This window comes from Pseudoalteromonas sp. SR43-7 (assembly GCF_014163785.1).
GTDB lineage: Bacteria > Pseudomonadota > Gammaproteobacteria > Enterobacterales > Alteromonadaceae > Pseudoalteromonas > Pseudoalteromonas distincta.
Genome location: NZ_JACJDY010000001.1, coordinates 65755 through 89665, shown reverse-complemented (window position 1 = coordinate 89665; position 23911 = coordinate 65755). Strand labels below are relative to the sequence as shown.

Genomic DNA, 23911 nt, shown 5'->3' with positions numbered 1-23911 from the left:
GAGAGTATGTTTCGTTTAATTATACCGTGTTTGGTATTACTATTATCAGCATGTACCACCAGCAGAGTTGCTGATGATATAGAGCTTAGCCCTTCAAAAACAGTGGCACTAATGCCGCTTGTTAATCATGCTCAAACACCGCTTGCCGGTGAGCGTGCTGAAGATATTTTAGCCAGCATTTGGCAACAAAATAAATTACCAACTCTAATACGTGCACCTCGCGTAAACAGCAAAGAGCTTCCACCGCTGGATGATCAATACCGTTTAGACAATGCTATGCAATGGTTAAGCACTCAACAAGCTGACTATGTACTAACAGGCAGCATTGAAGAGTGGCGTTATAAAGCAGGGCTTGATGGCGAACCTGTTGTTGCACTTACATTATCACTCACTGTAAATGGACAAACCACACCAGTTTGGACAGGTACTATTGCTAAAAGTGGCTGGGGCCGCGATAGCATTGCAGCAACAGCACAAGATGTGATTGCCGATTTAATTTCTTATATAGAGGTTAGTGAGTGAAAACACATTTCCTTAGACCAAGAGACGTTCCTGAGCTACAAATATGGGCTGAGGTATTTATATTTACCGCGCTTGCTTTAGGGCTGCCTGTATTATTTAACGCACAGGACCCATTTTGGACTGAGGGAGGGTTTTCGTGGCCTGTACTTGGCCCACTTTTGGTTTCTTTACGCTATGGCTTTTCAAAAGGCTTTATTAGTATTTTATGTTTGCTTGTTGGCCAACTTTTTTTACTTCAAGCAAATATTTTATCACCGCAAAGCGACTTCAATATTAACGCTATGATTGGCTACATCATTGTAATTATGATCACTGGCGAATTTAGAGATGTGTGGGAGCGTACTAATCAGCAGCAAAGTATTCAGCTTGAGTACGTAACTGATCGTCTTGAAACATTTACTCGTCAGTATCATTTAATTAATTCATCTCACGATAGAATTGAGCAAATGCTAGCTGGCCATACGTTAAGTTTACGTGAATCGCTACAAGCAGTAAGAACCTCTATCGGGCTATTAAAAGAAAGAAGACTTGATAGCGCAGCGCAAAAAATAATCGACTTGTTTGTTGAGTACGGTTCGCTAGAAAGAGCGGGGTTATATAAAGTTGAAAACGACAGTGTTTTAGAGCCACCACTTGCCTCTATAGGTAAAATGAGTCCAATAGCTAAAAACGATCCTCTTATATTAGCAATGATCGAAGAAAAAGAATTAGTATCGGTAAAAGACGAAAAAGCATCATCGGGTATAAGTAAATACCATATGGCAATCCCACTTATCGACGTAAACAATACTATTTACGGCGCTATTTTGGTTGAAAGAATACAATTTTTTGCGCTTAAAAATACAACTCTAACATTACTTGCTGTAATGGCTGGGCATATAGGCGATTTACTTCGTCATGAAATAACAAACCCAGTAATGACGTATGAAGAGTCTCCATACTTTATTCGCCAAGTTAAGCGCGCAAATAAAGAAGCAAAACGATACAACATTCCATCGCAGCTACTAAAAATAAAAGCCAACAATATTACTGATAAATCGACTCAACTTATGAGTTATTTAAGTGAAGCCCGTCGTGGTTTAGACATTTATTTATATGATGATAAAAATCAGATATTACTGTTATTAATGCCATTAGCTGATGAACTTGAAAAAGCAGGCTTTATTGCCCGAATGAACACTTGGTGTAAAGAGCGCACTGGTAGCACTTTAGCTGAGCTTGATATTGTTATTGAGCAACAACTTGCACTACCAATAAGCTCAGATGACATAAAGAGATTGGTTTCACTTTCATGATTATAATTATTGTAGCGGCTATTTTAGGGTGTATTTGTCAGTACTTTGCACTAATAGAAGTACTGGAAACACCTGATTGGTTTTTAGCTATACTATTGCATGCTATTGCTAGCATTCTTTTTGCTTTTGTTAGCTATTTCCTGATACCTAAAAAATACAAAACGACTCCTTATAGCTCTTTACTACTCATGTTTTTATTGTTGTTTACATTGCCTGTACTTGGAATTATAGGCGTTGTAGTAGCGCTTACGTTTGCTCTGTGTAAACCACTCAAAAACGATGACATAGAAATTGAAGAGCATAAAATACCTGAGCTTCCTTTTGAAGCCAGAGCAATATCAGCAAACCCGACCTATTCTATGGGCGGACTTAAAGCAATTTTGAAGCATGCTAGTGAACCAAATAAACGTCTAAGTGCCGTAATGGCGGCTCGTCACATGAGTGACTCACAAGCTATTCCTATTTTAAAGCTAGCACTTAAAGATTTAGAAGATGATATTCGCCTACTCGCCTACTCAACCCTTGATGGTAAAGAAACCAAACTCAACGAAAAAATCAGTTTGTACCAGCAAGAAATAGCCATTACGACTAAGCAGCCAAAGTTAAGTAATTTACAAAAACAACTAGCCGAACTTTATTGGGAACTTAGCTACTTAGGTTTAGCACAAGGTGCGCTTCGTAAATACGTTTTAGAAAAAGCCGAAGCACTTGCACAGCAAAGTATTGAGCACGTAAAAACACCTGCAACCTTTATATTTTTAGGGCGTATATCTTTAGCCTTAAACAAATACGAAATAGCCCATGAGTACCTACTCAAAGCAACTGAGTCGGGCATGGCAAGGCGTCATGTTCTCCCTTATAAAGCCGAAGTTGCCTTTTGTATGAACAAGTTTGACGACTGTAAACGCTACTTAAAAGAACTCCCAGAACAACCTAAGGGCAGTGAATTACGTCATTTACAGGAGTATTGGCATGAGTAACAAAAATGCAGACATTTTACTGCTTTTAGAAGGTACTTACCCTTATGTGCGTGGTGGCGTATCTAGCTGGGTCCATCAAATAATTGAAGGGTTACCTCATTATAACTTTGAGCTTGTTTTTATAGGTGGAGCGCCAGAGCATTATGGCGAGATTCAATATACCTTGCCTGAAAACGTTACCAAGCTGCATGTTCATTACTTAGTACAAAATGATACCTCTGAAATAAAAGCTAAGCACGGGGTTAAATATAAAAAAGAACTCTTTGATTTTTGGCAGCAACTACAAAAATATTTTAGAGATTGTAACGAGCCAATCCCGACTGAATTATTAAAGTTTGCATTTGAAACTTTAGCTAAAAAAGACGGTATTAACGAAGCTGACTTTTTATATAGTGAATCGTCATGGCAAGTACTCACTAATTATTATTCAACTTTTTGTGATGAATCCTCTTTTATTGACTTTTTTTGGTCATATCGCAATTTATATAAACCGCTATTTAAAATAGCCGAAATTGCACGTGGACTTCCAAAAGTTAAACTTATTCACTCAATATCTACCGGGTATGCTGGTATTTTAGGATCTGGTGCCAGTGTTATAAGCGATACTCCCTTTTTGTTGACCGAACATGGTATTTACACCAAAGAGAGAAAAATAGATCTTATTCAAGCCAGTTGGATCAAAGAGTCTGAACAAAGCCTAGGTAAAAACTTAAATACCGAGATGGGCTTTATTCGCCGAATGTGGATCAGCTTTTTTGAGCAAATAGGCCGAACAACATACCAAGAAGCAGATAAGATCATTTCGCTATACGACGGTAACAGACAGCGCCAAATAAAAGATGGCGCAGCGCCTGAAAAAGCATTTGTTGTACCTAATGGCATTAAATCAGTACGCTTTATTGAAGCGCTTGATCAGCGTCCAAAACAGATACCGCCGGTTGTTGGGTTAATTGGACGTGTAGTGCCTATAAAAGATATTAAAACCTTTACACGTGCGATTAAAGAAGCGCAATCGATATTACCAGAGGTCGAAGGCTGGATCATCGGCCCTTATGAAGAAGATCCGCAATATTACAAAGAGTGTGAACTACTTGTAGGCAGCCTTGATTTACAAAACAGTGTTAAGTTTTTAGGTATGCAAGATATTACCAAAATTTTGCCTAAGCTCGGAATTGTTGCTTTAACCTCGATTTCCGAAGCGCAGCCTTTAGTACTTTTAGAAGCAATGGCGGCCGGTGTGCCTGTACTGGCTAGTGATGTTGGCTCGTGCCGCGAAATAATCGAAGGCGGAACCGATGAAGATAAAGCATTAGGTAAAGCAGGTGAAGTTGTCTCAATTGCTTCTCCTAGCGAAACAGCACAACAAATATCAAATATGCTAACAAATGAGCAAGCTTGGCTTGAGTATCAAAAAAGTGGTTTAGACCGCGTACAAAAATTTTATGACGAGAGCCACATGTTTGCCCGTTACGATAAACTTTATAAGGATACAATGGCATGGCCGGAATAGGTTTTGAGATACGAAAAATTCTCAAAAAAAATACCCTGCTCTCAGTTTTTGAAGCATACGGCTACGCAGGTTTAATAGGCTCAGGGCCTTGGTTGCTCTCTATTGTAGCGTTAATGCTTATTGGTATTTTAAGTTTAGGAATTGTATTACCTAAAGTACTTATTATTCAATTTTTAACGCTTGTTACCTACATGATGGCCGCCTCACTTATTTTAACGGGTGGTTTGCAGTTATTACTAACTCGATTTATTGCCGATTTATTTTTTCAAAAAGAAGAGGCAAAGGTACTGCCTAATTTACTTGGTGCGCAACTTATAACAACAATAGCCGCGCTATTGGTAGGCTTGGCTGTATGGCCTATGCTCCCTATACCTGTTGTTACTAAGATTATAATTTTAGGTGCCTTTGTAAGCTTATGTAATCAGTGGCTTGGCGCTATTTTTCTATCAGGTATGAAAGAATACCGGTTAATTTTAATAACTATGCTAAGTGGTTACGCCTTTATGGTATTGCTTGCATATTTATTAAGAGATTGGCAGTTAGACGGCTTATTTTTTGCGTTTTTTGCAGGCGAAGCTCTGCTCTTTTTTAGCTTTTTGTTTATGATTATTCGCCGCTACCCAGGTGAAAAACTTATAAGCTTTGACTTTTTAAGCAATAAAAAAGTGTATTACAGCCTATTCTTTTGTGGTCTGTTTTATAACATTGGTGTATGGGCTGATAAAATCATTTTTTGGTATTCGCCAAGCACATCAATTCAGATTATTGGCACGTTACGAGCCAGCCCAATTTACGACTTACCTATATTTTTAGCCTATTTGTCTATTATTCCCGGTATGGCAGTATTTTTAGTAAAAATGGAAACCGACTTTGTAGAAGAATACGACCGTTTTTACACAGCTATTCGAGAGGGTTCATCGTTAGAAGAGATTTACTATTTAAAAGACAATATGATCCAAACTGCACGTGCCGGTTTATACGATATATTTAAAATTCAAGGTATTACCGTTGCCTGCTTATTATTATGGGGCGAGCAAATACTTACCTTTATTGGTATTGATCCAAACTATAAAACGCTTTTATTTATTGATGTAGTTGGTGTAGGTGTACAAGTTATATTTTTGTCTATTTTAAATATTTTGTTTTATTTAGATAAACGCTCAACCGTCCTATTTTTAGCGGGGCTATTTTTGGTAATAAACGTTGTTTTAACTTTGCTATCGATCGCTTTTGGGCCGCAATTTTATGGTTACGGCTTTGCTCTCTCAACTATTGTTACCTCTGTTGTTGGGTTATTTTGGCTTTCTAAACAATTTGAAAATTTAGAATACGAAACGTTTATGCTGCAATAACATAATATAAAGGCTGCTTATGCAGCCTTTATATTTAAAGCTTTTCATACAAAATTAAAATAATTAATTATTGGAAAGCGGCTGATACACACCATGTTTATAGCTCATATAAGCGCCTCAGTTTAAAGCAAAAAAGACTAGCTCAGTAAATGGATAAAATGTTTATAAAACAAAGGGCTTATAAAAACCAAGCTCCCCTACCTTGGCTTAGCTAATCTCTTGTACAATTAGACTTAGCTAGTTTAGCTTTATGCTAAATGAGGTAGCCGTTGCCATTACTCACTCACCCAACGCGCTTTAAAACCACGCGTATCAACATGTATAAATGCGCCTCTGTGCGACTTAGGCCCATAAATACCTAAACCACCTAGTAAACCTTTAAATGATTCACGTCTAGCTAACGACTCCACTATATCGGCCATCGCTTTAGCGTCACCAATTGAATGCTTACCGTCATTATTAATATCATCCATACGGTAGTTGCCATCGTTATCTATAAAAATATCGGCAGCATCACCAAATACATGTCGGCTAAGTTTTACATTGCCAATTGATTTGTTGTAGTACGGAGTTCTATAACCGCTCATAATCACCATATTACTAACCGGTATACCTTCTAAAATCAGTTCTTTGCGTATTTTTTCTAGTTTAAGTAACAACTTATTTTGTAAAAATAAATACTTTGGGTACTTACTTCGCTGCTTACTAACAAATTCTTTTAGTGAAAAGTGAGGTGATATTTTTACGTTTTCATTTTCAGGCGTTACCTTAACAAAGCCATCGGGCACTATGTAGTGTGAAGCGTCTTTAATCTGTGAAGGTTTAGGATAGTGCCCAATGTGGTAATACTTGAGCTTTCCTCCTTCAACATTGTCTGCCGGTACTTTTACAAATACGTTGATTTTCATACGCTGTTTTTTATCGGGCGACTCAATAATTACCGTTGTTAAACCGGGCTCTTTGGGTGCTTGCCATTGCCAACGGTTGGTGTCTGTAAGCTTAGATTTCCCCTGAGTGTTAATTAGCGTGTAAGCATTTTTTGATTGCGCAAAAAGCACTTCAAACTCAACTTGCTCTTTGGGCATTACAAATACTGAAAACACCGAATATGGCATAACTATATCGTTAATTTTTAGGCTAAATTCTGCATCTTCAAAGTTGGCTTTGTTTTTTATATCAACTACCTGATGCGCAGGCTTTGTAGGCGCGGCAGCAAATACACTATTGCTAAATATAATTGTAAATATGGCGATAGAAATATAATGAATAAATTGCATAAACCCTCTCATTATTTATTTTTTGACAAAGCGGCAATCACCGACTGTTCATCAGTTTTTAATAGTGCTTTTTTATCGCGTTTATATATGTCATCTCTAAAGTTAACCAGCTTATTTTCGTCAACCCATGCAGTCCAATAAACTAAATGAATAGGAAGAGGCTCATCTAAATAAAACGTCTGAGTACTGTTTTGAGCAAGTGCGCTGTCCATATTATTGAGTGTTTGCGCTTCTCCTTCGTACTTAATAATTTCACGCGCTAACGAAAAAGGCTTTTCTATTCTTATACAGCCATGCGATAAGGCTCGGTTTGCTTGGCTAAAGCGGTGCTTTGCTGGCGTATCGTGAACATAAATTGCTTCGGCATTGGGGAATAAATACTTAACTTCCCCTAGGGGGTTTTCTTCACCAGCACGTTTTACTAAAAAGTGATCAAATTGGTACGGCTTAATAGAATCCCAATCAATATTGCTTGGATTAACAATTTGTGAGTCTAGGTAGCTGTTTTTTCTAATTTCAATATTATTTTTTACAAGATAGTCAGGATCCTCGGCTACCTTTGGAGCAATTTCTTTGGTGGCAATTGAGGTGGGTATACGCCATTCAGGATTAACTACAAACTTTTCTATTTCGTCGCTAAATGCAGGTGTTTCCCAACTTGGTTTACCTACAATTACGTTATTTTTTAATTTTACATCGCCAGATTTTACAAATCGTAAGCTGTATTCAGGAATATTTACATACACATACTGCTCATCACTTGCGCCTGCAAAGTTAGTTATTCTATAAAAGTTAAGTTTTAATTTATCGAGTTTTTGCTGTGCGGGCACATTAAGCGATGCAAAAGTACGCTTGCCCACTCGTCCATCAACTTTTAAACCATGACGGCTTTGAAATTGCTTAACAGCTTGCTCTATATCTTTATCAAACGTGCATATAGCTTCGTCGCATACATTACTTTTTAAGTCACGCTCTTGATATAAACGCTGTGCAAGTAAGCTCACCTGCTTATTATTACTGCCCAGTTCAAGCAATTCGTCGTTATATAAGTATGTAAAACCACCGTTGTTAACTATTTCTTGATACCAATTAATGGCTTTTTCTGTACGCTCAATTAGCTGCGCTGAATATTGGTCAAAGTAGTAGGTGTCATCAGCTTGCATGTACTTTTGTGAATTGTAAGTAGTTAGTGAAGAGTTAGCGAGTACCACACTCTCAAGCTCATTGGCAGCAAAAGTGGGTGCTGAGCATAAGCCGCTCATGCCAATAAACAATGCAGTTTTTAATGTAAAACCCTTTGCTTTAGTAAGCGCTTGATTTGAAAATGACCCCTTCACTGTGTACCTCCTCGCTAAATATCGTTGATAAATGCTTTTGTACTTACCACTAAGTAGTACTTTGGAGGTGCAACGGTAATGCCAAATTAAAGTTTTAAAATAAACAATTGAAATTTAATGACTTTTTAAAAACCCTTATTCTAAACGTTAATAAATTAAACTAGAGAATATGTAATTAATATGCTCAAGTGTGTAAAGTTGCTATGGCAATTAATCTTTTAAAAAAGCTAAAAAACCACGTTCATAACGACTCAAGTACTTTGTTTTTCGTGGTAATGAGAGGGACTCTCTCCACGCAGTTTGAGTATCTTCATCTTCTTTACACAGGGTAATTAAATCGGGATGCACATAAGATTTGCGTGCTATAGCGGGAGTATTACCAAGTTGCTCAGATACGCTATCAAGCATGCTTTTTAAGCTAAGCGCCCCTTTAGCTTTAGCTAATTGTTTGAATGCAATAACGCTTGCTCGCCAAGTTCTAAAGTGTTTTGCACTAAACTCCTCGCCCATTATTTGCTGAATGTATTGATTTATTTCACTTGATGTTACATTTGTGCGCTCACCTTCATTTATATACTGAAATAAATGCTGCCCGGGTAAATCTTGTAAGTCTTTTATAACATGGCTAAGCACCCTGTCGGTTATGTTTACTTCACGCTCCTTGCCTGATTTAGCACGGTACTTTAGCTGGATATTTTTACCCGTGAGTTTTGCATGGCGTGTGCGTAGTGTTGTAGCGCCAAAACTTTTATTTTGCTTTACGTTACGCTCGTTACCTACCCTCAATGCTCCTAAATCCATAAGTCTTACAACTGCCGCTAAAGTGCGCTCAATATTAAGCTCATCGCCTTGTAAGTCTGTTTCTAAGCGCGCTCTTAACAAAGGGAGTTTATTACCAAATACTCCACATGCTTGGTATTTTTTTGCTTCTTGTTGCGCCCTAAATTCGGGGTGGTAGCGGTATTGCTTTCGCCCCTTACTATCAAATCCTGTCGCTAAAATATGTCCGTTTTCTTCTGGGCAAAACCAGGCGTTTTTATAGGCAGGCGGAAATGCCAATCCATTCAAACGATCAATCACATTTTGCTCTTTTATTTGCTTACCGATTGGATCAAAGTAAAGCCAACTTTTATGTTTAAGTTTACGAGTGATCCCTGGTAAATTATCGTCTACATAAATTAGCTTCATTAACCCTCCAGTTATATTTAAGCATGCATCGAGCTTTAAAATGTATCACTTTAAAATAACCTTAAACTGAACAAGACTATTGATATATAATAAAAAACCAACAACAATTATAAATACTTAATATATATTAATAATTCTATTTAGGTTTTCGTAAAAGTAGGTCGAACTTACGCGCCAGCAACAAGTCTATTACGATTAAACTCAATGCACTTAGCGCTAAAAAAAAGCTACTTGAGATAGATTTATTATCCTAAGTTCAGATTAATTACACTTTGTCCCCCGCAATTGGGGTGCTGTTTAAATGGAGAATTCAATGGCTTTTGATTATGGATCGATTGATCTTGGACTAAAAAACCCCTTCAAACTGGAAGGTAAAGTAACAGCATTAAGAGGACTCATTGAGTCTATAGCTGGTATTAGTTTACTTGTTATTGCTGCGGGCTCTGTGAAAGAAGATACAACCGCAGGTTGGATTTTAATGATATTTGGCATGTTTATATTAGCGCTTGGCATTCGCTCATTATCATCGGGTATATACGCAACCCTCAAGTATTTTGTTGGCAGAAACCACCCTACATCTTTAGCTTATAACTTTAGTAAATCGGAAACATCGACCGCCCAAGAGGAAAAAAAGGAAGTGGCCTATACAGCTAATTCTCTTGAAGAAATGCTGGTTGGTCGTAAAAACAGTACGTTTAAAGAGCCTAATGGCTTTTTATCTCGCTTGTTACACAGCTTAATCCCTAAGCTTTTATTTTTACCTTATCCTATTCGTAATGTTGCTCAGCGCTTATTTGGCTCATGGGTCAGCACACTTGTTGCTCTTATAGCTTATGCACTTGTAGCATTCGTGTCTTTATCAGGCTTTACTGGCGAAGCCGGCGAATTAGCATTTCCGGTTTATAGTGCAATATTAATGTTTTATGTGCTTTTTTCTTGGCGCTCTTCAGGCAAACCTATTTCACGTAATGCAGAAAAAAACATCGAAGCTTTAGGTACTGGCGCACTTGCTAAAATTATTTCTTTATCATTTATTTTACCTATTGTTATTGGCCTTTCTATGTCGTGGTTAATGAAAGAGCAACGCATTAGTAAAGCGCAAATAGATAGCTGGCTTGAGCAATTACCTAGCCTACATGCTGGAATGTACTTAATTGCAATTATTATATTAGCAACTCTAAGCTGTGTGCTTGCTTTTATCATGATTAAAGCGCGTTTAAATTCGGTAACGCCTACTGCTGAGGTTTCTGAACTACGTGAGAATTGGCAAGAGTCTGTTCATCCAGACGAGATTTTCATAAACCTCGATAACCTAGTAATGGCTAATCGTCGTTATAAAGAAGTACCTAACAGAGTTTACAGAGAATTAGACCCTAAGCTTCAAGAACAAATAGAAGGTAAAGGCGGTTTTAAAGGTGAAATGATTCAAGAGATTCAGCCTAAACTGCACTCAATGGACTTAGGTAAAAACTTTACACTCGCGAGATTACTTGCTTTGGTGAGCGGTAACTTACTTTATATTGTAGCGTTAGCATTTACTGTATTTTTAGCGTATTCGTTTATTAATATTTACCATTACATTGATGCGGCAAATATTAATAGTTTTAAACAGGCATTTAATAACCAACATGTTATTCAATTTAGTGAGCTATTAATGACAAGCTTTCACTTATTGCTAATAGGCATACTTATTAAAGCATTTGCGCAATTACTTGCAAACACAGCGCATCTATTTTTTGCAGAAATGCAATTTGAGTCACTGCTTGTGTACTTTAAATGTGAAGGCACTTTTACTGAGTCTAAAATATCAACAGGTACTGGTATTCACGATAGCACCCGCTCAGAAAATACTTTAGTACGCAGTAGCATAACGCCTTGGATTATTGTTTCTCGTGTTATCTCTACTACGTTTGCTGCAACAGGTATGAAAAACCTTGAACATCCTCGCCACATTATGGAAATGCATAAAGACGAAGGACAATTACAAGCAATCAAAAAAGACGTTATTGCATTCTTAAAAGACCGCGAATCTATCGCCTCAATCACCAGTGAACGTGATTTAGGTAATGCGTCACAAATACATCAACTAAACCAACAAACGCGCGCTATACCTACTCAGCAAGCGATAGCAAAAGACGACGAGGAAGCTGCTGGGTATTTAAGACAAGAAGAAAACTTATCTCCCGAGCCCAAGGGTTAATTAACCTCAAACCTAGATAATTTTTATTAATGCCACCTTGTTAACTTAGGTGGCATTTTTTTAACCTCTATTCAATACTTTTTAACTTTATTACCTCTTTTGCATTCAACAACATGATTAATATTGGATTAGTTCACAAAGCCCTTGCTTTATGTGCCAAAACACAAATAATGAAAGGATTAATTACAGGGTAAGAATGAGGACAATGAGCTATATACTAACCACCCAATGTGCTGATGATGTAGGCTTAATAGCTAAAATTACAGGGCTTTGCCATAAAAATAATTTAAACATTACGCGTAACAACGAATTTGTAGATAAAGACGCGCAGCGATTTTTTATGCGTACAGAGCTTACAGGCGAGCCACAAAGTGACTTTTTAGATCAACTACGCGCACTGTTGCCACAAGGCGCTAAACTTGCGCTACATTGCGGCGCAAAAACTAAAGTAGTTTTATTGGCAACTAAAGAAGCTCATTGTTTAGGTGGTATGCTGTTAAAGCAATTTGAACAAACTCTTAATATTGAAGTACTCGCTGTAATTGCTAACTATGCTGATTTAGAGCCGCTAGCTAAAGGGTTTGGTGTGCCATTTCATGTTGTATCGCACGAAGGATTAACCCGTAGCGAGCATGATAAAAAGGTAGGCGATTTAATTGCCAGTTACAATCCTGACATTATTGGCCTTGCTAAATACATGCGTATTTTAAGTCCTGAATTTGTGGGTCGATTTGAAGGTAAAATAATTAATATTCATCACTCATTTTTGCCTGCATTTATAGGTGCTAAACCTTATCATCAAGCATTTGAGCGCGGCGTAAAAATTATTGGTGCTACCGCTCACTTTGTTAATAATGAGCTTGATGAAGGGCCTATTATTTTGCAAGATGTAACCAGCGTTACACATGCTAATACCGCCGAAATGATGGCTAAAATGGGCAAAGATGTTGAAAAGACTGTGTTTTGTAAAGCACTTCAACTTGCCTCAGAGCATAAGCTATTTATTAATGGTAATAAAACCGTGGTATTTTCTTAGCATTAATCCAACTGCTTAATTATTCTACATATAAAAAATGCCAGCATTGTTGCTGGCATTTTTTTGCTCATAAATAAGCTAATAACTTTTTAAATGTAAATTATGCCTGCTCTATTGGTTCGAGCTTTAATTTAGCGGCAATTAAAACGGCTTGGGTACGATTGTACACACCGAGTTTTCTAAATATGGCTGTAATGTGTGCTTTTACTGTCGCTTCTGATATGTGTAGTTCATAAGCAATTTGCTTATTAAGTAAACCTTCGTGCAGATATTGCAGCACTCGGTATTGTTGAGGCGTTAATGAGGCAACTTGCGCTGCTATTTCTCTATCTTCACCTTCAATTTCAGCTACTTTGTTTTTTAACTCTTTTGGTAGCCATGTATCGCCTTCAAGTATTTGGTTAATTGCACTGGCAATATCATCAGACGATGATGATTTAGGAATAAAACCCATAGCACCGTAACCCATTACTTTAGAAACGATATTCACATCTTCACTACCCGAAACAACGGCAATAGGTAAGCTTGGGTATTCTTCTCGAATACGAATAAGACCATATAAATCACCATTACCTGGCATGTGAAGGTCTAGCAGTAATATATCAAGATCCTCTTGCTCGCTTAACACTTGCAATGTGCTGTCAAAATCGGAAGATTCAAAAACCTCTAAACCCTCAAATTTTGCGCTCAGTGCGCCCTTTAGTGCTTCACGAAATAACGGATGATCGTCCGCTATTAAAAACTGACTCATGGTTCACTCCTAATAAATTCGGCTGCCAGTTAGGTTTAAAACCTTTACTGACAGCCGATATACTACGTTTAGAATCAACTTGTAATCAAGTTTTTAACGCACATTTAACGATTTAATCTGTTCTCGATTAGTTCATCGACAACTGAAGGGTCTGCAAGCGTTGACGTATCACCGAGTTGTTGGTGCTCATTTGCAGCGATTTTACGTAAAATACGACGCATAATCTTGCCTGAACGTGTTTTTGGCAAACCCGGTGACCATTGAATCATATCTGGAGATGCGATTGGGCTGAGCTCTTTACGAACCCAATTACGTACCTCTTTAGTTAATTCATCGCTTACTGTTATACCTTCGTTAGGCGTAATGTAAACATAAATACCTTGGCCTTTAATATCATGCGGGTAACCTACAACAGCAGCTTCTGCTACCGCTTCATGCGCAACTAACGCACTTTCAATTTCGGCAGTACCAAGGCGGTGCCCAGACACATTAAGTACATCGTCCACACGACCGGTGATCCAGTAATAACCATCTTCATCACGACGACAACCATCGCCTGTAAAGTAAACTCCTGGGTAGGCGCTAAAATAAGTTTGTTCAAAACGTTCATGGTCGCCATAAACAGTTCGAGCTTGCGATGGCCAACTATCTAAAATAACTAAATTACCATCTACGGCACCTTCGAGTGTATTACCTTCAGCATCAAATAATGCAGGGGCAATACCAAAAAATGGATGTGTTGCAGAACCTGGTTTTGTATCAGTAGCGCCCGGAAGTGGTGTGATCATAATGCCACCGGTTTCTGTTTGCCACCATGTATCAACAATCGGGCAATTAGATTTACCAATACTCTCGTAATACCATGTCCACGCTTCTGGATTTATTGGCTCACCTACTGAACCTAAAATACGTAAACTATCGCGATGTGACGAAGCTGTAGGCTCATCACCTTTAGCCATTAGTGCTCTAATTGCTGTAGGGGCGGTATATAAAATAGTAACACCGTGTTTATCAACTACTTCGCCCATACGCCCTACAGTTGGATAAGTGGGTACACCTTCAAATAAAACCTGAGTACAACCGTTTACTAATGGCCCGTACGCAATGTAACTGTGGCCTGTGATCCAACCTACATCGGCACTACACCAATACACATCATCTTCTTTTAAATCAAATACGTATTCATGTGTCATTGATGAGTAAACTAAGTAGCCACCTGTAGTATGTACAACACCTTTAGGCTGACCAGTAGAACCTGATGTATACAATATAAACAAAGGATCTTCAGCATTCATTGGCTCTGGCTCACACTGTGCTGGTAAGTCAGCAACTAGCTCGTGCCACCAAATATCATGGTCATTCCAATCAACTTCACCGCCTGTTAATTGGTGCACAATAACGTGTTCAATTGTGGTTACAGTTTCTTGCGCTACCGCTTCATCTACATTTGCTTTTAATGGAACACAATTTCCTGCTCTGCGTCCCTCATCAGAAGTTATAACAACCTTAGCGCCAGAATCTCTAATACGATCAGCAATAGCCGATGGTGAAAAACCACCAAATACAACAGAATGAATAGCACCGATACGTGCACAAGCTTGCATTGCATACACCGCTTGTGGGGTCATTGGCATATAAATAGCTACGCGGTCACCTTTTTGTACACCCAGTTTTTTTAAACCATTGGCAAATTTAGCCACTTCGTCATGAAGTTTTTGATAAGTAATGTTCTCACTTTGAGAAGGATCATCACCTTCCCAAATAAGCGCAATTTTTTCTGCTTTCGTTTTTAAGTGGCGGTCAATACAGTTGTAAGACGCATTTAAATAGCCATCTTCATACCATTTAATACTGATGTGGCCTTTATCAAAAGAGGTGTTTTTAACTTTAGTGTAAGGAGTAGACCAATCGAGGCGTTTGCCATGCTCACGCCAAAAACTTTCAGGGTCATCAATAGATTGCTTATAAAGCGTATTATATTTATTTTTATCAATGAGAGTCGCATCTTTAATATGCGCAGGAACTGGATAGATACTTTGTGACATCTTCGTCTCCATTTAAATTACTTGCCTTAAGCTTTTATCAAGGATTACTCAGCAGTACTTTATTAAGTATTAGACCTTAGTTGTACTCTACTCCAATTTACTCATTTGTAGTTTATAATCCACCTGCTTTCAATTTTTTTACATAAATAATACAACGCGTTAAATGTAAGTAAATGCAAACTAATCAACTCTAAAACCTTAGTCTTATAGACCAATAGGTAATTGAGTAAATATTGCACATATTCAAAAGTGTTTGTGCACTTTAATAAAGATATTTGCGGTATTACTTGCTAAAGCTTTATTTAACGAATGAAAACAACATGTGTATTGAGAAGCCAAACTAACACCCTTTTTTATTCGTATGTAATACTAGTAGCAAGTAATACAACCTTACATGAAAAAAAAAGCAACAAACAACAAGTAGCCTACAAAGGACACCACAATGAAATTTACCCCATTAAAAACATTAGCAGCAAGCGCTGTATTATGTGCACTATCAAGCACTGCTTATGCAGCGACTGCCGCAAAAATTGGTGATACGGAATTTACTTACGGTGGATACATTAAACTCGACTCTATGTGGAGTGATTATTCAGCGGGTGCGCCTGCAGGCTCAAACGTAGGTCGTGACTTTTACGTACCAAGTACGTTAACAGTTGGCGATGATAACAGCTCAGATGCTGTATTTGATATGCATGCTCGTGAGTCACGTTTTAATTTTGGCACAGCCACTGTTATGGATAACGGTAAAACCGTTAATACTAAAATTGAAATTGACTTTTTGGCCTCGGCTGCTGGCGGTAATGAGCGAGTTTCAAATTCTTACGCCCCGCGTATTCGCCATGCCTTTGTGACTTACGATGGTTGGTTATTTGGTCAAACATGGTCTAACTTCCAAAACGTGGGGGCGCTTGCTGAAACGCTTGATTTTGTAGGCCCTGCTGAGGGCACTGTGTTTGTGCGTCAATCGCAAATTAAATACACCACTGGCGCATGGTCGTTTTCATTAGAAAACCCGGAAAGTACAATTTCTACTACTAGCGGTATGGTAGTAACTGATGATGCATCATTGCCTGACTTTACAGCTCGTTACACACACAAAGCCGATTGGGGTAACATTGTGGTTGCAGCGCTTGCTCGCCAACTTACTTATAAAGTAGGCAGTGTTGATGCAGATGAAACTTCTTTTGGTATTAGTGCATCGGGTAAAATAAACCTTGGTGAAGACAACCTTAAATTTATGCTTACTCAAGGTAAAGGCTTAGGCCGTTACGTAGGCTTAAACGTTGCTCACGGTGCAGTACTTAATGGCGATGAACTAGATGCAATTGATTCGACTTCTGGTTTTGTTGCTTACCAGCACAAGTGGACAAGCCAATGGCGTTCAACGTTCTTATATTCATTCTTCAGTGCTGATAACAACACTGATTTATTAGCTATTTCTGGTGATCCGACTGAATCAAGCCAAAGCTATAGCGCTAACATTCTATACTCACCGGTTAAACGTCTAACTTTTGGTGCTGAGCTAAAGCATGCTGAGCGTGAAACTGAAAGCGGCGTTGATGGCGATTTAGACCGCTTACAGTTTTCTGTTAAATACTCTTTTTAATAGCTAAAAAGCTAACTACTTTAAAAAGCGGCCTAGGCCGCTTTTTTTATAAGCGAGATTGAGTTCTATATAATTCATCAATTCGTACCTAAAATCTTTATATGTGGCGCTAAAATCCAAAAAAATAGAATTATTATTGATAAAAACACTAAATACAATTGCAAATCGATATCATTTAGATTAAGTTACGCACTTCTTTTGAACTAACTGGAAAAACTTATGTCGTCCCCTCAAGTTTTGCGTTTATCTAAACTAAGCTTTGCTACTTCTTTAATTTTATCTGGTTATGCACTTGCTGATGAGGCAAATGTAAAATCTGAACCTCTCGAAAAAATTGCGGTATATGGTCAGCATCATAAAAACTACATTACTGAAGAAGCGCAATCGGCTACCAAACTAGGTTTAACAATTAAAGAAACACCACAATCAATCTCGGTAGTTTCACGCGCACTAATGGACGACTTTTCACTAGACGACATAAACTCAGTACTTGAAAGCACGCCAGGCGTAACAGTAGAGCAAATAGAAACAGATCGTACTTACTTTAAGGCCCGTGGTTTTGAAATTACGAACTTTCAAGTTGATGGCTTAGGGATCCCACAAAGCTCAGGCTCTATTCAAGGTAGTCTTGATACATCAATTTATGACCGTGTAGAGATAGTTCGCGGTGCTAATGGTTTAATGACTGGCGCTGGTAATCCTTCTGCAACTGTTAACATGGTTTTAAAAAAGCCAACTTATACAACACAGGCAAATGCATCAGCATCGTATGGCTCATGGAATAAAAAACGTTTAGATTTAGATGTATCTACACCAATAAATGAAGACCACGCTGTACGCGCTGTATTTACAAAGCAAAAAGCTGACTCATATTTAGATCGCTACGAAACAGATAAAACCATTGTTTACTTAGCCTACGAAGGCAAATTAACAGACAACACATTATTAAGCGTTAACTACGTTAACCAACAAAAAGACGCAGATAGCCCGCTGTGGGGTGCACTACCTCTTTATTATACAGACGGAACACCAACCGATTACGACGAATCAACCAGCACCGCTGCTGACTGGTCTTACTGGGATAACAGTGCTGAGCAAGTATATGTAACACTTGAACAAAACTTATCGGCAACATGGGTAGCTAGAGCACGTTATGCTCACATCGAAAACGAACAAGACTCAGAGTTGTTCTACGTATACGGCACCCCTGATAAAGATACTGAACTTGGTTTAACAGGTTATGCTAGCCGTTATGATTACGAAGATAAGCATGACTTATTTGATTTATATGCCAGTGGTAAGTTTAATTTATTTGGCCAAGAGCACGACCTATCATTTGGTGTTAGCCAAGCTAAAATGGATTACAACGAGCAGTCTCTTTACGATTACACTACAGGCAATGGTTTTCCAGATATGCCATCACTTAAAACGTGGGATGGTGTAGTACCAGAGGCAACACTTGCTGATGGCTTAGATGGTAGTGATATTACTAACGAGCAAAAATCAGCTTACATATCTACTCGCATTAAATTAAGTGAGCCTTTAAGTGTGCTCGCTGGTGTGCGTTATACCGACTGGAAAACAAAAGGGAGTGCTTACGGTGTTGAACAAACAAGAAGCGACTCTGAAGTTATTCCTTATATTGGCACGGTGTACGACTTTAACGAGTCTCTATCAGCTTATGCAAGCTACACAGAAACATTTGTACCGCAAAAAGAGCTTGATATTAATGCCAACCAATTAGCTCCCGTAATAGGTAAAAGTAGTGAAGTTGGTATAAAAGCACAGTTACTTGATGACCAAATTTTCGTAACTTTTGCTTACTTCGATGCAAAGCAGGAAGGGCTTGCCATAGCTTTACCCGACTCATTACCTAGTGATACGCGTTATTATGCAGCAGATGGTATTAACAGCAACGGCTTTGAAGTTGAACTAAGTGGTCGAATAACAGATGATTTAAGCGCAAGTGTAAGTTTTAGTAACCTAACTATTGATGGTGATGATTTAGTTAAAGATTACACACCTGAAAATCAACTTAAGCTGGCCGCAACCTACCAAGTACCTTTAGTTGATGGTTTATCATTTGGTGCAAACTATCGCTGGCAGGATTCAACTAGCCGAGTCCAAGTCGAAGATACAAATGGTATTGCAAGCGTCACTACTCACCAAGATGCATACGGGTTACTTGATTTAATGGCCACTTACGAAATTACAGATAACGTAGGAGTCACTTTCAATGTAAATAACACCACCGGTGAAAAATATTTGCACAGCCTGTACTGGGCACAAGGTTACTACGGTGCACCTCGTAACTACGCCCTATCTGTAAACTGGCAATTATAAATATATTTGATTAATTAAAGACTCTAGATTTTTTTCTATTGAATTAAAAAACGACACATTTTTAATGTGTCGTTTTTATTTTATCTAACCTGATGTAAGTTTTTAATAACAAAAAAGCGCTAATCATTACTGATTAGCGCTTTTCAAAGCTCGGGTCAAATCAAGCTTAAAAACTCATTTGGGTGCAGTTTAAAGGTCTGGATCGTCGCCTAACTTATCTTCACCGTCTTCAGGTTCAATAGTTGCTTTTAGTAAAAGCATTTCGCGTAACTTACCTTCGATCTCATCTGCAATTTCTGGGTTTTCTTTCAAAAACTTAATTGAGTTAGATTTACCTTGGCCAACCTTGTTGCCACTATAACTGTACCAAGCACCTGCTTTTTCAACAATTTTATGCTTAACACCTAAATCAATTAACTCGCCTTGCTTAGAAATACCTTCGCCATACATGATGATAAATTCAGCTTGTTTAAATGGCGGCGCTACTTTGTTTTTAACAATTTTAACGCGGGTTTCGTTACCAACAACTTCATCACCTTCTTTCACCGAACCAATACGACGAATATCAATACGTACCGATGCGTAAAACTTAAGTGCATTACCACCCGTTGTTGTTTCTGGGTTACCAAACATAACACCAATTTTCATACGGATTTGGTTAATGAAAATACATAACGTGTTAGAGCGTTTAATATTACCAGTAAGCTTACGTAATGCTTGTGACATTAAACGTGCTTGCAAGCCCATGTGCGAGTCGCCCATGTCGCCTTCAATCTCAGCTTTTGGTGTAAGTGCAGCAACCGAGTCAATAATAACAACGTCTACTGCGCTTGAACGTACTAACATGTCACAAATTTCTAGTGCTTGCTCACCTGTATCAGGTTGAGATACAAAAAGGTCATCAATATTTACACCTAGTTTTTGTGCATATACAGGATCTAGAGCATGCTCAGCATCAATAAAGGCACATGTTTTACCTTCTTTTTGAGCTTCTGCGATAACTTGTAAAGTAAGCGTTGTTTTACCAGATGACTCAGGACCATACACTTCAACAATACGTCCCATAGGTAAGCCACCTATGCCTAAGGCAATATCAATACCTAGTGAACCTGTAGATACAGATTCAATGTTTAACGCTTTGTTGTCACCCAATTTCATAATTGAGCCTTTACCAAATTGACGTTCAATTTGTGATAGTGCTGCGTCTAACGCTTTTTGTTTGTTATCGTTCATTTTGTTCTCCAATCCAGCTAATGCGAACAAGTATACTGTATGAAATCACAGTATCAAGCTAATTTTTTCATTTTATCTCATCTATTACACTTTTTAATGCAAATACAATAGCTTGCAGTCTTACTTGAGCCCTATCACCAGTAAATATTTGTTTAAAGGTCAGTACTTTGTCATTAATTTGCATGCCAAACCATACAAGTCCAACAGGTTTACCTTCTGTTGCCCCACCAGGCCCTGCAATGCCCGATACAGCTATGGATATATTAGCATTTGTTGCTTTAATAGCACCTACTGCCATTTCATGGACTGTTTGCTCGCTCACAGCACCGTATTGATTTAATGTACTAGCACTAACATTGAGCAAATCTTGCTTTGCTTGGTTACTATAAGTGACAAATGCACGGTCGATATAAGCTGAACTTCCAGGTGTATCGGTAAGCGCATAACTCACTCCGCCACCAGTACATGACTCAGCAGTAGTGATCCATAAGCATTTATCCGTTAAAATAGCGCCTAATTGCGCAGCAAGTGTTTTAATCTCTTGATGTAATTCCATATTCAGCCTTTGGGTAAATACATGTCGTTTGATCTTTATGCACCACACACTATAAAACAACAAACCCCTATGATGCAGCAGTATCTAAAAATAAAATCAGAGCATCGCGATATTTTATTGTTTTATCGTATGGGCGATTTTTACGAACTTTTTTTTGATGACGCTAAACGCGCCGCTCAATTACTCGATATTTCGCAAACTCATCGTGGTAAAGCTGGCGGTGATCCTATCCCTATGGCGGGCGTACCCTACCATGCGGTAGAAAACTACTTAGCACGTCTAGTCCAAATGGGTGAGTCAGTCGCTATCTGCGAACAAGTGGGAGACCCTGCAACCAGTAAAGGCCCTGTTGATCGTAAAGTAGTGCGTATAGTTACACCCGGTACAATTTCTGATGAAGCGCTTTTACAAGAACGACAAGACAATCTCCTTACCAGCGTTTGGCAAAATAAAAAAGGCTTATACGGGATTGCTTATTTAGACATTAACTCTGGTCGTTTTAATATTGTCGAAGTAAATACCGACGAAGCCTTTAGCTCAACTATTCAGCGCCTATCACCAGCCGAACTTCTGTATAGCGAAAGCTTTGAAAACGTTCATTTAATTGAACATATAAAAGGTGCTCGCCGTCGCCCAGAGTGGGAATTCGACTTAGATACGGCTCAACACTTATTATGCGATCAGTTTGGTACTAAAGATTTAGTTGGCTTTGGTGTTGATAAAGCCCATAGCGCGCTTGTTGCTGCAGGTTGCCTAATGCAATACGTAAAAGATACACAACGTATTGCACTGCCACATATTCGTGCAATTACGCTTGAGCGCAACGAACACGCTGTTATTTTAGATGCCGCTACCCGTAAAAATTTAGAATTAACTGTTAATTTATCGGGCGGGTTTGAAAATACACTTGCTCAAGTACTTGATAAAACAGCAACGCCAATGGGTTCTCGCTTACTTAAGCGCCGTATTCATACACCAATTCGTAATAAAGACGAGCTAAATTCACGTTTAAATGCAATTAGCGCTATTTTAGATGCGCAGCTTTGCGGTGAATTACACGAATCATTAAAAGAGATTGGTGATGTAGAGCGTGTTATTGCACGCCTAGCTTTATGTACTGCACGCCCGCGTGATTTAACTCGCTTGCGCAGTGCGCTACAAGCACTTGCACCACTGCATACTTTGTTAGCTGACGCTAACGATCCTCGTATAGCAGGTATCATCAAGCACTCGCCTGAACTCCCTGATTTACAAGCGTTATTAGAACGAGCTGTGATAGAAAACCCACCGGTACTTATTCGTGACGGTGGCGTTATTGCTCCTGGTTACAATAGTGAGCTTGATGAGTGGCGTAACTTAAGTAAAGGTGCCACTGATGTCCTTGAGCAATTAGAACTGCGTGAACGCGAACGTACAGGCATTAGTACGCTTAAAATTGGTTATAACCGCGTACATGGCTTTTTTATTGAAGTAAGTAGAGCTAATGCGCACTTAGTGCCAGCCGACTACATTCGTCGTCAAACACTTAAAAATAACGAACGCTATATTATTCCTGAGCTTAAAGAGCACGAGGATAAAGTGCTCGGTAGCCAATCAAAAGCTCTCGCGCTTGAAAAACAACTATACGAGGAGCTGTTTAGATTTATTGCTCCACATATTGAGCAGTTGCAAATGATGGCAGCAGCATTGGCTGATTTAGACGTTTTAAACAATTTAGCTGAGCGTGCATTCGCACTCAATTATGCAAAACCAGAATTGTGCGATAACGACAATATAAGCATTAAGCAAGGTCGTCACCCTGTTGTTGAACAAGTAATGAAAGAACCGTTTATTGCTAACCCTGTTGAATTAAACAGCCAACGTAAAATGCTAATTATTACCGGTCCAAACATGGGCGGTAAATCAACCTATATGCGCCAAACGGCACTTATTGTTTTAATGGCTCACATTGGCAGTTATGTACCCGCTGACAGCGCTAAAATTGGTAATATCGACCGCATATTTACACGTATTGGTGCAAGCGATGATTTAGCATCAGGGCGTTCAACCTTCATGGTAGAAATGACCGAAACAGCAACGATTTTAAATAATGCAACTGCGCAGTCTTTAGTATTAATGGATGAGATTGGTCGCGGTACAAGTACTTACGATGGACTCTCTCTTGCGTATGCAACAGCCGATCATTTAGCATCAAAAATATCTGCTAAAACATTGTTTGCTACGCACTACTTTGAATTAACAGAACTTGCTGAGCAAACTACGGGCCTTGTAAACGTGCACCTTGATGCAATAGAGCATAACGACACGATTGCATTTATGCATACAGTTCTCGACGGTGCAGCAAGCAAAAGCTTTGGTTTACAAGTAGCCGCTCTTGCAGGTGTGCCAAAAGCTGTGATTGCACAAGCAAAGCAAAAACTTAAGTTGCTTGAAAATCATCAAAGCGTTACTGCACCAAATACAGAGCAACAAGCCTTTACTTTTAATAACGAAATTGCACAAAGTACACCTTCAGAAGTTGAAGAGCAGTTAAGCGCAATCGACCCTGATAATTTATCGCCACGCCAAGCGCACGATTTGTTATATAAACTAAAAGCATTGTTGTAATTTATATCACCTAATTTACAAGCATAAAAAAAGCCGAAGAATAAATTCTTCGGCTTTTTAACACACATAG

17 protein-coding genes are annotated in these 23911 nt (G+C 38.6%); 10 read left to right on the top strand and 7 right to left on the bottom strand.

Annotation, left to right across the window (positions count from 1 at the left end; all coding sequences use genetic code 11):
- Window positions 1-6 precede the first annotated feature (6 nt).
- The 5 genes from H5087_RS00440 to pelG are packed head-to-tail and all read left to right on the top strand — an operon-like array spanning window position 7 to window position 5659.
- A complete protein-coding gene (locus H5087_RS00440; protein WP_002958938.1) occupies window positions 7-522 on the top strand; it encodes a hypothetical protein in 516 nt (171 codons plus the stop codon).
- Window positions 519-1817, top strand: coding sequence for a PelD GGDEF domain-containing protein (locus H5087_RS00435; protein ID WP_182670804.1), 1299 nt, complete (start codon window positions 519-521; stop codon window positions 1815-1817). The genes H5087_RS00440 and H5087_RS00435 overlap by 4 nt, the downstream gene beginning before the upstream one ends.
- A complete protein-coding gene (locus H5087_RS00430; RefSeq protein ID WP_033020714.1) occupies window positions 1814-2797 on the top strand; it encodes a HEAT repeat domain-containing protein in 984 nt (327 codons plus the stop codon). Before H5087_RS00435 ends, H5087_RS00430 begins: the two co-directional genes overlap by 4 nt.
- Window positions 2790-4307 carry a GT4 family glycosyltransferase PelF gene (gene pelF / locus H5087_RS00425; protein ID WP_182670803.1) on the top strand — a complete coding sequence of 506 codons (1518 nt, stop codon included), beginning with the start codon at window positions 2790-2792 and terminating at the stop codon, window positions 4305-4307. The genes H5087_RS00430 and pelF overlap by 8 nt, the downstream gene beginning before the upstream one ends.
- A complete protein-coding gene (gene pelG / locus H5087_RS00420; RefSeq protein ID WP_182670802.1) occupies window positions 4295-5659 on the top strand; it encodes an exopolysaccharide Pel transporter PelG in 1365 nt (454 codons plus the stop codon). The genes pelF and pelG overlap by 13 nt, the downstream gene beginning before the upstream one ends.
- Before the next feature lie 275 nt (window positions 5660-5934).
- Here pelG and H5087_RS00415 read toward each other — a convergent pair whose 3' ends face one another.
- From H5087_RS00415 to H5087_RS00405, 3 genes are all read right to left on the bottom strand, one after another.
- Window positions 5935-6936 carry a D-Ala-D-Ala carboxypeptidase family metallohydrolase gene (locus tag H5087_RS00415; protein WP_182670801.1) on the bottom strand — a complete coding sequence of 334 codons (1002 nt, stop codon included), beginning with the start codon at window positions 6934-6936 and terminating at the stop codon, window positions 5935-5937.
- An 11-nt stretch (window positions 6937-6947) separates the two neighbouring features.
- On the bottom strand, window positions 6948-8273 hold the full coding sequence (locus H5087_RS00410) for a murein L,D-transpeptidase (protein ID WP_182670800.1): 1326 nt from the start codon (window positions 8271-8273) through the stop codon (window positions 6948-6950).
- Window positions 8274-8483: 210 nt separating this feature from the next.
- Entirely contained in the window at window positions 8484-9461 is a 978-nt protein-coding gene (locus tag H5087_RS00405) for a DNA topoisomerase IB (protein WP_002958945.1), read from the bottom strand.
- Window positions 9462-9774: 313 nt separating this feature from the next.
- Between H5087_RS00405 and H5087_RS00400 the strand changes: the two genes are divergently transcribed.
- Together H5087_RS00400 and purU are read left to right on the top strand one after the other, a co-directional pair.
- On the top strand, window positions 9775-11661 hold the full coding sequence (locus H5087_RS00400; RefSeq protein ID WP_182670799.1) for a hypothetical protein: 1887 nt from the start codon (window positions 9775-9777) through the stop codon (window positions 11659-11661).
- A 205-nt stretch (window positions 11662-11866) separates the two neighbouring features.
- A complete protein-coding gene (purU, locus tag H5087_RS00395) occupies window positions 11867-12697 on the top strand; it encodes a formyltetrahydrofolate deformylase (protein ID WP_024597310.1) in 831 nt (276 codons plus the stop codon).
- A gap of 100 nt (window positions 12698-12797) precedes the next feature.
- Here purU and H5087_RS00390 read toward each other — a convergent pair whose 3' ends face one another.
- Both H5087_RS00390 and acs read right to left on the bottom strand, forming a co-directional pair.
- Window positions 12798-13448 carry a response regulator transcription factor gene (locus H5087_RS00390; protein ID WP_002958948.1) on the bottom strand — a complete coding sequence of 217 codons (651 nt, stop codon included), beginning with the start codon at window positions 13446-13448 and terminating at the stop codon, window positions 12798-12800.
- A 104-nt stretch (window positions 13449-13552) separates the two neighbouring features.
- The gene (acs, locus tag H5087_RS00385) at window positions 13553-15493 is read right to left on the bottom strand and encodes an acetate--CoA ligase (RefSeq protein ID WP_182670798.1); all 1941 of its coding nucleotides are present in this window, start codon (window positions 15491-15493) and stop codon (window positions 13553-13555) included.
- 442 nt (window positions 15494-15935) lie between these two features.
- Between acs and H5087_RS00380 the strand changes: the two genes are divergently transcribed.
- Together H5087_RS00380 and H5087_RS00375 are read left to right on the top strand one after the other, a co-directional pair.
- Window positions 15936-17102: a DcaP family trimeric outer membrane transporter gene (locus H5087_RS00380; RefSeq protein ID WP_024600614.1), complete on the top strand. Its 1167-nt coding sequence runs from the start codon at window positions 15936-15938 to the stop codon at window positions 17100-17102.
- Window positions 17103-17321: 219 nt separating this feature from the next.
- A complete protein-coding gene (locus H5087_RS00375; protein ID WP_182670797.1) occupies window positions 17322-19445 on the top strand; it encodes a TonB-dependent siderophore receptor in 2124 nt (707 codons plus the stop codon).
- A 189-nt stretch (window positions 19446-19634) separates the two neighbouring features.
- Here the strand turns inward: H5087_RS00375 and recA are convergent, their stop codons facing one another.
- Both recA and H5087_RS00365 read right to left on the bottom strand, forming a co-directional pair.
- Window positions 19635-20678, bottom strand: a complete 1044-nt coding sequence (gene recA / locus H5087_RS00370; RefSeq protein WP_002958952.1) for a recombinase RecA — start codon at window positions 20676-20678, stop codon at window positions 19635-19637.
- 67 nt (window positions 20679-20745) lie between these two features.
- Window positions 20746-21234 carry a CinA family protein gene (locus H5087_RS00365; RefSeq protein ID WP_165743869.1) on the bottom strand — a complete coding sequence of 163 codons (489 nt, stop codon included), beginning with the start codon at window positions 21232-21234 and terminating at the stop codon, window positions 20746-20748.
- Window positions 21235-21255: 21 nt separating this feature from the next.
- Here H5087_RS00365 and mutS point away from each other — a divergent pair, with 21 nt between their 5' ends.
- Window positions 21256-23841 carry a DNA mismatch repair protein MutS gene (mutS, locus tag H5087_RS00360; protein ID WP_182670796.1) on the top strand — a complete coding sequence of 862 codons (2586 nt, stop codon included), beginning with the start codon at window positions 21256-21258 and terminating at the stop codon, window positions 23839-23841.
- Window positions 23842-23911 lie beyond the last annotated feature (70 nt).